We start from the raw sequence: 15,770 nt of genomic DNA, 5'->3' as shown, positions 1-15,770 counted from the left end.
TATACTGCCCAGCGTGCGGCGCATTGTGCGGTCCGTACCTTTCCCTGTGCAAGACCGAGCCGCCATGACCACCACCAAAACCCCTTCGCGTTTCAACCGCTTCAGCAAAGCCGAATGCATTCTGGTGTTTATCACCATGATCTGGGGCGGCACCTTTTTATTGGTGCAGCACGCTATGACGGTGAGCGGTCCGATGTTTTTCGTGGGTCTGCGCTTTGCGGCTGCGGCCATCGTGGTGGGTTTCTTCTCGTTGCGCACGCTGCGCGACCTGACCCTGTTTGAATTGAAGGCCGGGGTGTTTATCGGTGTGGCGATCATGTTTGGCTACGGCTTGCAGACCATCGGCCTGCAGACGATCCTGAGCAGCCAGTCGGCGTTTATCACCGCGCTCTACGTGCCGTTCGTGCCGTTGTTGCAATGGCTGGTACTCGGCCGTCGCCCTGGGTTAATGCCGAGCATCGGCATCATGCTCGCGTTTGCCGGATTGATGCTGCTGACCGGGCCTGCGGGGGCTTCGCTGAATTTCAGCCCAGGTGAAATCGCGACTTTGATCGGTGCCATTGCGATTGCGGCGGAAATCATCTTGATCAGCGCATTTGCCGGTCAGGTGGATGTGCGCCGGGTGACGGTGGTGCAATTGGCCACAGCCTCACTCCTATCGTTTTTGATGGTGGTGCCGATGGGCGAGGCGCTGCCGGGGTTTTCGTGGTTGCTGCTGTTCAGCGCCGTGGGCTTGGGCTTGACCAGCGCGGTAATCCAGGTCGCGATGAACTGGGCACAACAGAGCGTTTCACCGACGCGAGCCACGTTGATCTACGCCGGCGAGCCGGTGTGGGCCGGTGTGGTGGGGCGGATTGCCGGCGAGCGGTTCCCGCCGATTGCGATGCTGGGGGCGGTGTTGATCGTGGTGGCAGTGATTGTCAGCGAATTAAAGACGAAGGGGCAGAAAGCGCTCGCGTTGGCTGAAGAGCTGGAGCAAGAGCGTCAGAATTGAGGTTCGTGTTTTGGAGTTGCCTCGCAGCCCGGCAAGAGCATACGCCCTCGCCATAGGGGTAATTCCAGCCTAATGAAACAATGCCAAATGGGAAGTTTCAGCCTACCTTGTAGGATCCTGCCACATCTTGCCGTTTGGTGATCATCAAAGCGGCACGTATGATGCATCCCAAACTCCCGCAGATTAGAAGCCTATGTCCCTGATAGTTCTACTGCTTCTGCCATTCATTGGCAGCTGTCTAGCGGCCTTGCTGCCGCACAATGCACGTAACACCGAATCCCTGTTGGCCGGCCTTGTGGCCCTGGTCGGCACCATTCAAGTCGCCCTGCTCTACCCCCAGATCGCCCACGGTGGCGTGATCCGCGAAGAATTCATGTGGTTACCCAGCCTTGGGCTGAACTTCGTGTTGCGCATGGATGGGTTTGCCTGGCTGTTCTCGATGCTGGTGCTCGGCATCGGCGCGCTGGTGGCGCTGTATGCGCGCTACTACATGTCGCCGGACGATCCGGTGCCACGTTTCTTCGCATTTTTCCTGGCTTTTATGGGCGCGATGCTCGGGCTGGTGATCTCCGGCAACTTGATTCAAATCGTGTTTTTCTGGGAACTGACCAGCCTGTTCTCGTTCCTGTTGATCGGTTATTGGCACCATCGCGCCGATGCGCGACGCGGCGCCTACATGGCGTTGATGGTCACTGGTGCAGGCGGCTTGTGCCTGTTGGCAGGCGTGATGTTGCTGGGGCATATCGTCGGCAGCTATGACCTGGACCTGGTGCTGGCGGCGGGCGATCAGATTCGCGCGCACGCCCTGTATCCGGTCATGCTGGCCCTGGTGCTGATCGGCGCCTTGAGCAAAAGCGCGCAGTTCCCGTTCCACTTCTGGCTGCCCCACGCCATGGCGGCACCGACCCCGGTGTCTGCCTATCTGCACTCGGCGACGATGGTGAAGGCCGGCGTGTTCCTGCTGGCCCGCCTGTGGCCCTCGCTGTCGGGCAGCGAAGAATGGTTCTGGATCGTCGGCGGTGCCGGCGCCCTCACCCTCCTCCTCGGCGCTTACTGCGCCATGTTCCAGAATGATCTCAAAGGCCTGCTGGCCTACTCCACCATCAGCCACCTCGGGCTGATCACCTTATTGCTGGGCCTCAACAGCCCGCTGGCGGCCGTCGCGGCGGTGTTCCACATCCTCAACCACGCGACCTTCAAAGCCTCGCTGTTCATGGCGGCGGGCATCATCGACCACGAAAGCGGCACCCGCGACATCCGCAAGCTCAGCGGCCTGGTGCGCCTGATCCCGTTCACCGCGACCCTGGCGATGGTGGCGAGCGCATCCATGGCCGGCGTGCCATTGCTCAATGGATTCCTGTCCAAAGAGATGTTCTTCGCCGAAACCGTGTTTATCTCGGCCACTCAGTGGGTGGAAATCGCCCTGCCGATGATCGCAACCATCGCCGGCACCTTCAGCGTGGCCTATGCGCTGCGTTTTACGGTCGATGTGTTCTTCGGTCCGCCTGCCAAAGACCTGCCCCACACCCCCCACGAGCCACCACGCTGGATGCGTGCCCCCGTCGAGTTGCTGGTATTCACCTGCCTGCTGGTGGGCATTTTCCCGGCCCAGGTGGTCGGCTCGATCCTCGCCGCTGCGGCACTGCCGGTGGTCGGCGGTGTACTGCCGGAGTACAGCCTGGCCATTTGGCACGGCTGGAACGCGCCGATGATCATGAGCCTGGTGGCCATGACCGGTGGCGTGGTGCTCTACCTGATGCTGCGCAAGCAGCTCAAGCTCGGCCGTTTCAAGTACCCGCCGGTCATCAGCTACTTCAACGGCAAGCGCGGCTTTGAGCGCAGCCTGGTGGTGATGATGCGCGGCGTGCGCAAAATCGAAAAACGCATCAGCACCAAGCGGCTGCAGACCCAGTTGTTCCTGCTGGTGATCGTCGCGGTGATCGGCGCCATGATCCCGATGTTCAACAGCGGCCTCAGTTGGGGCGACCGGCCGAAGATCCCCGGCTCCATCGTGTTCGTGACCCTGTGGCTGCTGGCAATTGCCTGCGCCCTGGGCGCCGCCTGGCAAGCCAAATACCACCGGCTGGCGGCACTGACCATGGTCAGCGTGTGCGGCCTGATGACGTGCATTACCTTCGTATGGTTCTCCGCGCCCGACCTGGCATTGACTCAACTGGTGGTCGAAGTGGTCACCACCGTGCTGATCCTGCTCGGCCTGCGCTGGCTGCCACGGCGGATCGAAGAAGTCTCGCCACTGCCCAGCTCGCTACGCAAGGCGCGCATTCGCCGCCTGCGTGACTTCCTGCTGTCCACCGTGGTCGGTGGCGGCATGGCGCTGCTGTCCTACGCGATGCTGACGCGCCAGACGCCCAACGATATTTCCTCGTTCTACCTGAGCCGCGCCCTTCCCGAAGGCGGCGGCAGCAACGTGGTAAACGTGATGTTGGTGGACTTCCGTGGCTTCGACACCCTCGGCGAAATCACCGTGCTAGGCGCCGTGGCGCTGACGGTGTACGCCCTGCTGCGGCGCTTCCGCCCGTCCAAGGAAAGCATGCAACTGCCTGCACAACAGCGCCAACTGGCGCCGGACGTGGCGACCGACCTGGTCAACCCGCGCCAGGCCAGCGATACCGCCCTGGGCTTTATGATGGTGCCGGCAGTGCTGGTACGCCTGCTGCTGCCGATTGCCCTCGTAGTGTCGTTCTACCTGTTTATGCGCGGCCACAATCAACCGGGCGGCGGTTTTGTCGCCGGTTTGGTGATGTCGGTGGCGTTTATCCTGCAATACATGGTGGCCGGTACGCAGTGGGTCGAGGCACAAATGAGCCTGCGGCCAATGCGCTGGATGGGCTTCGGCCTGTTCTCGGCAACGCTGACCGGGATCGGCGCGTTGTTTGTCGGCTACCCGTTCCTCACCACGCACACCTGGCATTTCAGCCTGCCGCTGCTGGGCGATATTCATGTCGCCAGCGCGCTGTTCTTCGACGTCGGCGTATACGCCATGGTCGTCGGCTCGACCTTGCTGATGCTCACTGCCCTCGGTCACCAGTCAGTGCGCGCGCATAAACCGAGTAACCAGGCCAAAGTAGTCGCCGCAACAGAAGGAGCCGCCTGATGGAAGAAGTCATCGCAATTGCCATTGGGGTCCTGGCGGCCTCCGGCGTCTGGTTGATCCTGCGGCCACGGACGTTTCAGGTGGTGATGGGCCTGTGCTTGTTGTCGTACGGGGTCAACCTGTTCATTTTCAGCATGGGCAGCCTGTTTATCGGTAAAGAGCCGATCATCAAGGACGGCGTGCCGCAAGACCTGCTCAACTACACCGATCCCCTGCCCCAGGCACTGGTGCTGACGGCCATCGTGATCAGCTTCGCCATGACCGCACTGTTCCTGGTGGTGCTGCTGGCGTCACGGGGCCTGACCGGCACGGACCATGTGGACGGCCGGGAGCCCAAGGAATGAACTGGGTCAACCAACTGATCGTCGCCCCCATCCTGCTGCCGTTGCTCACCGCAGCGCTGATGCTGATGCTCGGCGAAAAACGCCGCCCGCTCAAAGCCAAGATCAATCTGTTCTCCAGCGTCATCGGCCTCGGCATCGCAATCCTGCTGTTGTACTGGACGCAAAAAGGTGGGCCCGGCTCGATTGGCGTCTACCTGCCGGGCAACTGGCAGGTGCCATTCGGCATCGTGCTGGTGGTGGATCAACTCTCGGCATTGATGCTGGTGCTTACTGGGATTATCGGAGTGAGCGCGCTGTTGTTCGCCATGGCCCGCTGGGACCGTGCCGGTACCAGCTTCCATGCGCTGTTCCAGATCCAGATGATGGGCCTTTACGGCGCGTTCCTCACGGCGGACCTGTTCAACCTGTTCGTGTTCTTCGAGGTGCTGCTGGCCGCGTCCTACGGCTTGATGCTGCACGGCTCGGGCCGCGCGCGGGTGTCGTCGGGCCTGCACTACATTGCGATCAACCTGCTGGCGTCGTCGCTGTTCCTGATTGGCGCGGCGATGATCTACGGCGTTACCGGTACGCTGAATTTTGCTGATCTGGCACTGAAAATCCCGCTGGTACCGGAGGCCGATCGCGGCCTGTTGCATGCCGGTGCGGCGATCCTCGCCACCGCGTTTTTGGCCAAGGCCGGCATGTGGCCGCTGAACTTCTGGCTCGCGCCCGCTTACTCCTCGGCCAGCGCGCCGGTGGCGGCGATGTTCGCGATCATGACCAAAGTCGGCGTGTACACCGTGCTGCGCCTGTGGACGCTGCTGTTCTCCGGCCAGGCCGGCGCTTCGGCGTTGTTTGGTGGCGACTGGCTGGTGTACGGCGGCATGGCAACCATCGTCTTCGCTGGGCTAGCAATGGTGGCGGCGCAACGCCTGGAGCGCATGGCGAGCCTGAGCATCCTGGTGTCGGCCGGCATCCTGCTGTCGTCGGTGGGTTTCGCCCAGCCGAGCCTGACCGCTGGGGCGCTGTTCTATCTGGTCAGCTCGACCCTGGCGTTGAGTGCGCTGTTCCTGCTGGCCGAATTGATCGAGCGTTCGCGCTCGGCCAATGACCTGCCGTTGGATGAAGAAATCGATGCATTGCCCAAGGCCATGGAGTCGTTGCACCCGCGTCCAGGGGTCAACCTGGATGACGAGCAGAAAGCCGTAGTCGGCCAGGTGATCCCTTGGACCATGGCGTTCCTGGGATTGAGTTTTGTCGCCTGCGCACTGCTGATCATCGGCATGCCGCCGCTGTCCGGGTTTATCGGCAAGCTCAGCTTGCTGAGTGCGCTGGTCAATCCACTGGGCCTGGGTAGCGGCCAGGAAGGCCCGATTCGCCCTGCGGCATGGGGCCTGATGGCATTACTGATCCTGTCCGGACTGGCCTCGCTGATCGCCTTCGCCCGTCTGGGTGTCCAGCGTTTCTGGACCCCGGAGGAGCGTCCATCGCCCTTGCTGCGCCGCTACGAATGCGTGCCGATTTTCTTCCTGCTGGGCCTGAGCATCCTGCTGACCTTCAAGGCCGAGCCGCTGATGCGCTACACCCAGGCCACCGCCCAAAGCCTGAACAACCCGGAAAGCTACGTGATGGCGGTCATGGCCACGCGACCAGTGCTCAGCCCTGAAGCCAAGACGGCCGATCTGGAGGTGCAACCATGAAGCGTCTGCTCCCTGCCCCGTGGTTGTCCCTGGCATTGTGGGTGCTGTGGCTGGTGCTGAACCTCTCCGTCAGCCCTGGCCATCTGCTGCTGGGTGCTGCGCTGGGCGTGCTCGCCCCACTGCTGATGGCGCCGTTGCGCCCGCTGCCGATCCGCATCCGCCGACCTGGCGTAATCATCCGCCTGTTCTTCCTGGTGGGCCGCGATGTGATCGTCTCCAACCTGCAAGTGGCCTGGGCTGTGCTGACATGCGGCTCGCGCCCACCGCGTTCTCGCTTCATCAAGATCCCCCTGGACTTGCGTGACGCCAACGGCCTTGCCGCCCTGTCGATGATCACCACCGTGGTGCCCGGCACCATCTGGTCGGAACTGGCGCTGGATCGCAGCATCCTGCTGCTGCACGTCTTCGATCTGGAGGACGAAGTGGCCTTCATCGAACATTTCAAAAGCGCGTACGAGCGGCCATTGATGGAGATCTTCGAATGAGCGCCCTGCTCTCCAATGCAATCCTGTTCAGCCTGTTCCTGTTCTCCCTGGCCATGGTGCTGACGCTGATCCGCCTGTTCAAAGGCCCTTCAGCTCAAGACCGGGTACTGGCGCTGGACTATCTGTACATCCTGGCGATGCTGATGATGCTGGTGCTCGGTATTCGTTATGCCAGTGACACCTACTTTGAAGCGGCGCTGTTGATTGCGTTGTTTGGCTTTGTGGGCTCGTTTGCCCTGGCGAAATTCCTGCTGCGCGGGGAGGTGATTGAATGATGCCGTTCTGGATGGAAATCGTGGTCGCAGTGCTGCTGGTGTTGAGCAGTGTGTTTGCGCTGATCGGCGCGATCGGTTTGCTGCGCATGAAGGACTTCTTCCAGCGCATGCACCCGCCTGCCCTGGCCTCGACGTTGGGAGCCTGGTGTGTAGCGTTGGCGTCGATCGTGTATTTTTCGGTACTCAAGTCCGGGCCGGTGCTGCACGGGTGGTTGATTCCGATTTTGCTGTCGATCACCGTGCCGGTGACCACGTTGCTGCTGGCCCGTACGGCACTGTTTCGCAAGCGCATGGCCGGTGATGACGTGCCGGCCGAAGTCAGCAGCCGCCGCGCCGATAAAACACCGTAGCTCCGGCACTTTATCAGCGCTAGCTCGCGAAGCTCGTCAACGATAACGCAGCACCTCATGCTGAATCGTGGCGCACTCAGGTTTTCGCGAGCAAACTTCGCTCCAACAGTGATTGAAGGTCCGCCCGCCTCAGGGCGTGCAAGGACTCAAGCGCCGCCACGGCTTGGCTGAACCGCTCAATACAAAGTTCAGGTCAGGCCGATTATTCTGCGTCCAGTGGGCGACCTCGTAGTTGTAACCGTCATAGGACACCTTCTCGTTGGGCGTCGCGTAGGCCTTGCTCGCCACCCAGGCCGGCGCGCAGTTACCGGCTTGTTGGGCTGTGACGTTAACCGTATGACTTGCACTGGCGCTGCGATTGTCGGCATCGGTCACCATGAGGTTGATGGTGCGTGGGCCAGCCGTGGCAGGCGCGGTAAGGATCGGGCCGATCCCGGAGGAAGACGCCGGCGAAAACTCATTTGCCATCCATGCATAACGCAGGTTGCCGCCGCTCGACCCCGCGCCCGACAGAGTCAGCGTCTTGCCTGCCTCCACGGAAATCGGACCGCTGATTATCGCCTGCGGTGCAGGGCTATCCACTGGCTTGGGCTCTATCACGACGTCCTTGGACAGTGAAGTCGGATTGGGGGAACCGGTGCGGTAAACCAGCACCGTAACCCTGCCGGTCGTACTTTGCGTGACCTCGGGCGCCTTCGCCACGATATTCGGGGCGCTCACATTCTGGTAAGCAAACGCCGGCGAAAACGCCCAGCTATAGCCGCGAACATCCCGCAGATCATTGACGACGGCGGTAAAGACAGCCACCTCACCGGACATCAGCGTCTGCGGCCCCTCTACCCTGTCGGGTTCGGGCGTGGGCTCATCGGACTCGACCTGAATGCTGCGCGTGACGGTATTACTGCGGTTCTCGCTGTTGGTCACCGTCAGCGATACCGGGAAACTGCCCGCTTTCTCAGGCGCTTTGAAATCAGGCGCCACTGCGGATGAACTGGATGGCTCAAAATCAGCGGCATTCCACCGATATGTCATCTTGATCGACGAATGGGGGATCTCTGAACTGGACCCATCCAACTGAAAGGTTTGAGCGCTTTTTATCGACGAGGGCCCCTGGATTTTGGCATAGGGGTCAGTGTCTACGGGTTGTCTGCGCCTGACGACAACGGAGGTCTCCAGTGTCACGGTATCGGCCGGAAGGCTGATTTTTTCAGGATAAGGATCGTTCTCGGTGCCCGGTAACTTCATCAGCGGCGTGACACTGACACTGAACGTAAAGGGCGTACTGACAGAGGGCGTGGGGGCAACGATGCGCAAACTCTTCTGAGTCACGCCGATGGGCTGGGTCCATCCGTCCGGCACGGTCCAGCGATATTGAAATTCGGGGCCCTCTGCACCTTCGTGGGAGATGTCGGCCGTCAATTCCACCCAGGTCCCTCCGTTAGCGGAAGAGGCGCCAATGATTTCCCCTTTGATCCGCACGGAGGGAAGGACTTTCAGCGTCTCACTCCGGGTGTTCGCCATCTTGCCGTCAGTAATCTGCACCTCGACCGGGTACTCCATGAATTGCGGCGCCGCTGGGGCCTCAATCATCGCGTAACGCCCGTTGACCTGCGGATTGAGTTCAACAGGGATCTTCCAACGATACGTAAACGGCGCTGCGCCTGCATTGGGCACACTCGTCGATCCCGCCTCCACCATCAGGGGAGCACGACTGTTGCGGTAAGAAGACGCTATGGGCTCACGTTTCTCCCCGGTTTTTATCTTCATGACAACTGACGGGGCAAAAACAAGCGGCACGTCGTTACCCAGGTACGCATGCAGCAATCCGCGAATCTGCCGCTCGTTGACCGCCCCCCAACCAGCCTCGTGCCCCTTCACACCATAACGTCCACCGCCCATGATCCCTTGGGGTGCGGGGCCGTACGTACAGTCTTTGTGGATGGTGTAAAGGCCTAACGTGCCAGCTTCAACCGCATTTTCTTCGGTTGGCAAAGGCGTTTGCGGACTGATCAGATCGCCCCACTTGATTTTTTCCCTGTCAGTCTGACGGGTGATATTCGGCGCCGCAGGCTCGACATCGAAGCACGTCTCGCCAGCGTCATAGGACGCATATTCATCCGCCAACCTGAACAACGCATGACCGATTTCATGGGGAATCGAGGTGATGGCCAGCGGCGTATTGGCAGACGGTTTAAAGATATAAATCTTATTGGTACTGGCGAGACCGCCGACGCCGACCTGGTGGTATGTAAACTTTGAAAGTTTAATCGAAACGTCATAGATGCCATGCCCCAGTTGATTACTGTGCCGCATGATCGCTTCAATATTCTTAGTATCCGGCTCACCCGACACCGGCGAAACATGGTCAAAGCGTAAAAAACCCACTTTATCTTTAATCGCATCGAACACAGTATCGCCCATAATAATATCGATAGCGGCCTGGGTATCGTCACGAAAGGCCTGCATATCGTCTTGGGCATAACCATCGCCGACAATTGCAAACACCAGCGGCTTTCTCTGGGTGCTACCGTCCGGATTAAGCATGACCACCTTGTCGCTGTCGATATCGCCTAGGACACCACGCAAAGGTGCTCGCTTCGCCAAGCGTTCGATGGCCTGGCGATCGAGTTCCAGTAACGGCTTGCGCATCGCTGCACCATCAAGTGAGTCAACCGCCTTGAGGTCAATACGAAAGATCTTGATCCTGGACACTTGGCTGTCGTAAGGAAGTAATACTTCTTCAGTGCCTTCTACAGCAGATTCCGCACTGACACTTGATATTGCACCTGTTATCTCATTAAAAACTTCGCCGCGACGATAACGACTGTCATTAATGGTGCTGCTATAAAGCGTATTGCCATTGACGTCCACAGTAATAACTTTCCATCCCCGCTCAACATCGGCATGTTCCGCCAAAATCGCCGGAGGCACCTTGTAATTACCGAGGGAAACTTCAGCAACATCTAGCGCATCGTGCTGACTTTGCAGTTGCATCCACACACTTTGAGCTTGGGAGATCGGCATCCACACCAGTAGCGCCAATACAGTTAATATCTTATTCATTCCAATATCCTTCGTACCGGTGAGGAGATCAAAATTCTTTAAGAGATAAAACTGTTTCGCCGCACACTACGCTAACGTTCTCTGATTTAAGTCAGGATCATAAATTGATGTTTGTCAAGAAAGGTGACTCAGGCACATTGCCGCGAGTCAAACCCGGCAACTGCAATTAGCCTTCATTCGGTACACCAGTCGGCACATAGTGAACACCTGCCAGCCACTCCACGGCAGCGTGTTTGCGCTGATCGGTGCGACCGGGTTGTTGCGCATGAAGGACGTCTTCCAGCACATGCAGCCGCCTGCCCTCGCCTCGACATTGGGGACCTGGTGTGCTGCTGGCACGTACGGCGCTGTTTCGTAAGCGCATGGCCGGTGATGACGTGCCCGCTGAAGTCAGCAGGCGCCGCTGAGCTCTGAGGCGAACACGGTAAAAATGTGGGAGGGGGCTTGCCCCCGATCGCAGTGATTCAGTCAGTTCATCTGTTGCAGACTCACCGCAATCGGGGGCAAGCCCCCTCCCACACTTGATCGCTGTTGCCAGGTGGAAAGCAGTCAGCTGTAGACCTCATGGACACAGCCCCCTGTGGGAGATGTCGAGCTTTAGCGAGGCTTCGAAGGCGGCGGCACTGTTGGCAGGTATGTTGGCTGACACAGTGCTATCGGGGGCATGTCGAATCCTCACACCGTCCCTCCCACACTCGATCGTGTGAGCCGCTCACTCAAACGGTGTGCAAAAAAAACGCCCCGAACCAGTCGGGGCGTTTTTCATCCAGCGTTTGCCAATCAGGCCTGATCAGCCAACCGCCACGTCGTCCCGCCCTTCCCGTCTTCCAACACCACGCCCATCGCGGTCAGTTGGTCACGGATACGGTCGGATTCCGCCCAGTCCTTGCCTGCGCGAGCCGCCAGACGCGCCTGGATCAGCGCATCAACCTCAGCCGCATCCACGCGCCCTTCGGCGCCGGCTTGCAGGAAGTCATCGGCTTCCATCTGCAATACGCCCAGCACGCTGGCCAGCTCTTTCAAGCGAGCAGCCAGGCCAGCCGCTGCGTCGAGATCGCTCTCGCGCAGGCGGTTGATTTCACGCACCATTTCGAACAGCACCGCGCAGGCTTCGGGTGTGCCGAAGTCGTCGTTCATGACTTCGGTGAACCGTGCCACGAACGCTTCGCCGCCAGCCGGTGCAACGGCGGGCAGACCTTTCAACGCGTGGTAGAACCGCTCCAGGGCGCCCTTGGCGTCCTTGAGGTTGTCTTCCGAGTAGTTGATGGCGCTGCGGTAGTGGCTGGACACCAACAGGTAACGCACTACTTCCGGGTGGTACTTTTCCAGCACGTCGCGAATGGTGAAGAAGTTGTTCAAGGACTTGGACATCTTCTCGCCATTGATGCGGATCATGCCGCAGTGCATCCAGGCATTAGCGTAGGTCTTGCCGGTGGCGGCTTCGCTCTGGGCGATTTCGTTTTCGTGGTGCGGGAACTCAAGGTCGCTGCCGCCGCCATGAATGTCGAAGGTCTCGCCCAGGCAGCAGGTGGACATCACCGAGCATTCGATGTGCCAGCCCGGACGCCCGGCGCCCCATGGGGATTCCCAGCTCGGCTCGCCGGGCTTGGTGCCTTTCCACAGCACGAAGTCCAGCGGATCCTGCTTGGCTTCGTCGACTTCGATACGCGCACCGATGCGCAGGTCTTCGATCTTCTTGCGCGACAGCTTGCCGTAGCCCATGAACTTGGCGACGCGGTAGTACACGTCGCCATTGCCGGGGGCGTAGGCATAACCCTTGTCGATCAGGGTCTGGATCATGGCGTGCATGCCAGGGATGTGGTCCGTGGCGCGCGGCTCCATGTCCGGCTTGAGGATGTTGAGGCGAGCCTCGTCCTCATGCATCGCGGCGATCATGCGCTCGGTCAGCGCGTCGAACGACTCACCGTTTTCATTGGCGCGGTTGATGATCTTGTCGTCGATGTCAGTGATGTTGCGCACATAGGTCAAGTCATAGCCGCTGAAACGCAACCAGCGGGTCACCAGGTCGAAGGCAACCATGCTGCGGCCGTGGCCGATGTGGCAGTAGTCGTACACGGTCATGCCGCACACGTACATGCGCACCTTGTTGCCATCCAGCGGCTTGAAGACTTCTTTGGTCTTGCTGAGTGTGTTGTAGATCGTTAGCACGACAGTTCCTTAAAACAGAATCACTGGCCCCACGAATCACGCAAGGTCACGGTACGGTTGAATACCGGAGCGCCTGGTTTCGAGTCCTTGATATCCGCGCAGAAGTAACCTTCGCGCTCGAACTGGAAACGGTCTTCCGGCTGTGCGTCGCCAAGCGATGGCTCAGCACGACAACCAGTGAGTACTTGCAGGGAATCAGGGTTGATGTTGTCGAGGAAACTGGCGCTGTCTTCGGCCTTCTCAGGGTTCGGCGAGCGGAACAGGCGATCGTACAGACGCACTTCGCACTCGATGCTGGCCGCAGCCGGCACCCAGTGGATCACGCCTTTGACCTTGCGGCCTTCAGGGTTCTTGCCGAGGGTTTCCGGGTCGTAGGAGCAACGCAGCTCAACGATGTTGCCATCGGCGTCCTTGATTGCTTCGTCGGCGCGGATCACGTAGCTGCCGCGCAGGCGCACTTCGCCGTTCGGTTCCAGGCGCTTGTAGCCTTTTGGCGGCTCTTCCATGAAGTCATCGCGGTCGATGTAGATTTCACGGGCGAATGGCAGCTTGCGCACGCCGAGTGCTTCGTTCTGCGGATGACGCGGCAGTTCGAGGTGATCGACCTTGTCTTCCGGATAGTTGGTGATCACGACTTTCAACGGACGCAAAACGCACATGGCGCGCGGAGCATTCGCGTCGAGGTCCTGACGGATGCTGAATTCGAGCATGCCGAAGTCAACCACGCCATCGGAACGGTTGGTGCCGACCATGTCGCAGAAATTGCGGATCGACGCCGGGGTGTAGCCGCGACGGCGGAAGCCCGACAGGGTCGACATGCGCGGGTCATCCCAACCAAACACGTGCTTCTCATCGACCAGTTGCTTGAGTTTACGCTTGCTGGTGATGGTGTAGTTCAGGTTCAGGCGGCTGAATTCGTACTGACGCGGGTGCGCCGGAACCGGCAGGCTGTCCAGGAACCACTCGTACAGCGGACGATGGCTTTCGAACTCCAGGGTGCAGATGGAGTGGGTGATGCCTTCGATGGCGTCCGACTGACCGTGGGTGAAGTCGTAGTTCGGGTAGATGCACCACTTGTCACCGGTCTGGTGGTGGTGGGCATGGCGGATGCGGTACATGATCGGGTCGCGCAGGTTCATGTTCGGCGAAGCCATGTCGATCTTGGCGCGCAGTACGCGGGCGCCGTCCGGGAACTCACCGGCGCGCATGCGGGCGAACCAGTCGAGGTTCTCTTCCACGGAACGGTCGCGGAACGGGCTGTTCTTGCCCGGCTCGGTCAGCGTGCCACGGTATTCCTTGGCCTGCTCCGGGGTCAGGTCGTCGACGTAGGCCTTGCCGGCCTTGATCAGCTCGACGGCCCAGTCGAACAACTGGTCGAAGTACTTGGAGGCATAGCGCACTTCACCGGACCATTCGAAGCCCAGCCACTTGATGTCGCTTTCAATGGCGTCGATGTATTCCTGGTCTTCCTTGGCCGGGTTGGTGTCGTCGAAACGCAGGTGCGTGACGCCACCGAACTCCTGGGCCAGGCCGAAGTTCACACAGATCGACTTAGCGTGACCAATGTGCAGGTAGCCGTTGGGCTCTGGCGGGAAGCGGGTGACGATCTGCGTGTGCTTGCCCGAATCCAGGTCCGCCTGGATGATCGGGCGCAGGAAATTGACCGGGACGGCAGGTCCGGCCTTGGAATTCGAGGTAGTGTCGACAGTGGGCTTGCTCATAGGATCCTTGAACAGACAGGTTCGTGGCCGGTTGGGGCCAGATAAAACAAAGGCCGTATCATAGCTGATGCTGTCAAGCTGCTGACAGAGCGCGGTCAAAAACTGCTGCATTTATTGCTGCTTTTATGACGGGCGCGGTAAAAAACCACCTCGAAATTCCTGCAAGGCACGCTAAACTGCGCGCCTTGGCCGCAGTTTAGCCAAACCGGTAAGGCGCCAAGGCGCTCAAACCCACGAATTTCCTGAAAGAGTAGTGAACATGACTCAAGTCAAACTGACCACCAACCACGGCGAGATCGTCATCGAGCTGAACGCCGAGAAAGCGCCGATCACCGTCGCCAACTTCATCGAGTACGTGAACGCTGGCCACTACGAAAACACCGTTTTCCACCGTGTCATTGGTAACTTCATGATCCAGGGCGGCGGTTTCGAGCCAGGCATGAAAGAGAAGAAAGACAAGCGCCCAAGCATCCAGAACGAAGCGGACAACGGCCTTTCCAACGACAAGTACACCGTCGCCATGGCCCGTACCATGGAGCCGCATTCGGCCTCCGCGCAGTTCTTCATCAACGTGGCCGATAACGCCTTCCTGAACCACAGCGGCAAGAACGTGCAGGGTTGGGGCTACGCCGTGTTCGGTAAAGTCACCGAAGGCCAGGACGTTGTCGACAAGATCAAAGGCGTGTCCACCACGTCCAAAGCCGGTCACCAGGACGTTCCAGCAGAAGACGTAATCGTCGAGAAAGCCGAGATCGTTGGGTGATATTGCTGATTTCAGATTTGCATCTGGAAGAGGAGCGCCCGGACATCACCCGGGCGTTTCTGGATCTGCTCCACGGCCGCGCCCGTGGCGCCCAGGCGTTGTACATTCTGGGGGACTTCTTCGAAGCCTGGATTGGCGACGATGGGATGACCCCCTTTCAACGTTCGATTTGCGCAGCCCTGCGCGAGCTGAGCGACAGCGGTACCCCGATTTTTATCATGCATGGCAACCGCGATTTCCTGATCGGCAAGGCGTTCTGCAAAGCAGCAGGCGCGACCTTGCTCAAGGACCCGAGTGTCGTGCAGTTGTATGGCGAACCCGTGCTGTTGATGCACGGCGACAGCCTCTGCACCCGCGACGTGGGTTATATGAAGCTGCGGCGCATCCTGCGTAACCCGATTGTGCTGTTTATCCTGCGTCACTTGCCCTTGCGCACCCGCCACAAGCTGGCGCGCAAGCTGCGCAGTGAGAGCCGGGCGCAGACGCGCATGAAGGCCAACGACATTGTCGATGTAACCCCCGAGGAAGTGCCGCGGGTGATGCAGCAGTTCGGCGTGCGCACCCTGGTCCACGGCCATACCCACCGCCCGGCGATCCACAAGCTGCAGATTGGCGAGCAGGCGGCCAAGCGCATTGTGCTGGGGGATTGGGACAAGCAGGGTTGGGCGTTGCAGGTGGATGAGCAAGGGTTTCAGTTGGCGGCGTTTGATTTTGTGAATCCGCAGCTGGCATTGCCTGGCGCCTGAGACCTCAAACACCACTGATCCAATGTGAAAAGAGATCAAAATGTGGAAGGGGGCTTGCCCCCGATG

At 59.8% G+C, this 15,770-nt stretch carries 12 protein-coding genes and 1 pseudogene; 10 read left to right on the top strand and 3 right to left on the bottom strand.

Translation table 11 applies throughout. From position 1 onward, the window contains the following. The first annotated feature begins 64 nt into the window (after positions 1 to 64). The 7 genes from AOA61_RS01825 to AOA61_RS01795 all read left to right on the top strand — a co-directional run bounded on the left by AOA61_RS01825 (position 65) and on the right by AOA61_RS01795 (position 7,242). The gene (locus AOA61_RS01825) at positions 65 to 994 is read left to right on the top strand and encodes a DMT family transporter (protein WP_095184419.1); all 930 of its coding nucleotides are present in this window, start codon (positions 65 to 67) and stop codon (positions 992 to 994) included. 193 nt (positions 995 to 1,187) lie between these two features. Next, a complete protein-coding gene (locus AOA61_RS01820) occupies positions 1,188 to 4,109 on the top strand; it encodes a monovalent cation/H+ antiporter subunit A (RefSeq protein ID WP_032889775.1) in 2,922 nt (973 codons plus the stop codon). Then, positions 4,109 to 4,453, top strand: a complete 345-nt coding sequence (locus AOA61_RS01815) for a Na+/H+ antiporter subunit C (protein WP_003192163.1) — start codon at positions 4,109 to 4,111, stop codon at positions 4,451 to 4,453. The genes AOA61_RS01820 and AOA61_RS01815 overlap by 1 nt, the downstream gene beginning before the upstream one ends. Beyond that, the gene (locus AOA61_RS01810) at positions 4,450 to 6,132 is read left to right on the top strand and encodes a monovalent cation/H+ antiporter subunit D (protein WP_099600993.1); all 1,683 of its coding nucleotides are present in this window, start codon (positions 4,450 to 4,452) and stop codon (positions 6,130 to 6,132) included. Before AOA61_RS01815 ends, AOA61_RS01810 begins: the two co-directional genes overlap by 4 nt. Beyond that, a complete protein-coding gene (locus AOA61_RS01805; protein WP_032889779.1) occupies positions 6,129 to 6,617 on the top strand; it encodes a Na+/H+ antiporter subunit E in 489 nt (162 codons plus the stop codon). The genes AOA61_RS01810 and AOA61_RS01805 overlap by 4 nt, the downstream gene beginning before the upstream one ends. Further along, a complete protein-coding gene (locus AOA61_RS01800; protein WP_005789171.1) occupies positions 6,614 to 6,892 on the top strand; it encodes a K+/H+ antiporter subunit F in 279 nt (92 codons plus the stop codon). The genes AOA61_RS01805 and AOA61_RS01800 overlap by 4 nt, the downstream gene beginning before the upstream one ends. Continuing rightward, positions 6,889 to 7,242: a Na+/H+ antiporter subunit G gene (locus AOA61_RS01795; RefSeq protein ID WP_032889780.1), complete on the top strand. Its 354-nt coding sequence runs from the start codon at positions 6,889 to 6,891 to the stop codon at positions 7,240 to 7,242. Before AOA61_RS01800 ends, AOA61_RS01795 begins: the two co-directional genes overlap by 4 nt. A gap of 129 nt (positions 7,243 to 7,371) precedes the next feature. Here the strand turns inward: AOA61_RS01795 and AOA61_RS01790 are convergent, their stop codons facing one another. After that, positions 7,372 to 10,305: a M64 family metallopeptidase gene (locus AOA61_RS01790; protein WP_099600992.1), complete on the bottom strand. Its 2,934-nt coding sequence runs from the start codon at positions 10,303 to 10,305 to the stop codon at positions 7,372 to 7,374. Positions 10,306 to 10,534: 229 nt separating this feature from the next. Between AOA61_RS01790 and AOA61_RS01785 the strand changes: the two are divergent. Beyond that, positions 10,535 to 10,712: pseudogene (locus AOA61_RS01785) on the top strand (monovalent cation/H(+) antiporter subunit G). 373 nt (positions 10,713 to 11,085) lie between these two features. Here the strand turns inward: AOA61_RS01785 and cysS are convergent. Further along, a complete protein-coding gene (cysS, locus tag AOA61_RS01780; RefSeq protein WP_032889792.1) occupies positions 11,086 to 12,474 on the bottom strand; it encodes a cysteine--tRNA ligase in 1,389 nt (462 codons plus the stop codon). Between the two features lie 20 nt (positions 12,475 to 12,494). Further along, positions 12,495 to 14,195: a glutamine--tRNA ligase/YqeY domain fusion protein gene (locus AOA61_RS01775; protein ID WP_032889794.1), complete on the bottom strand. Its 1,701-nt coding sequence runs from the start codon at positions 14,193 to 14,195 to the stop codon at positions 12,495 to 12,497. Between the two features lie 259 nt (positions 14,196 to 14,454). On the opposite strand from AOA61_RS01775, the gene AOA61_RS01770 reads away from it, so the two are divergent. Next, entirely contained in the window at positions 14,455 to 14,958 is a 504-nt protein-coding gene (locus tag AOA61_RS01770; RefSeq protein ID WP_032889796.1) for a peptidylprolyl isomerase, read from the top strand. Then, positions 14,955 to 15,704 (top strand): UDP-2,3-diacylglucosamine diphosphatase, encoded by a 750-nt coding sequence (gene lpxH, locus AOA61_RS01765; protein WP_032889799.1) that lies wholly within the window; start codon positions 14,955 to 14,957, stop codon positions 15,702 to 15,704. Before AOA61_RS01770 ends, lpxH begins: the two co-directional genes overlap by 4 nt. Positions 15,705 to 15,770: the final 66 nt, after the last annotated feature.

Source organism: Pseudomonas sp. 2995-1 (assembly GCF_002742505.1).
GTDB lineage: Bacteria > Pseudomonadota > Gammaproteobacteria > Pseudomonadales > Pseudomonadaceae > Aquipseudomonas > Aquipseudomonas sivasensis.
This window is presented reverse-complemented; position numbering and strand designations above follow the sequence as displayed.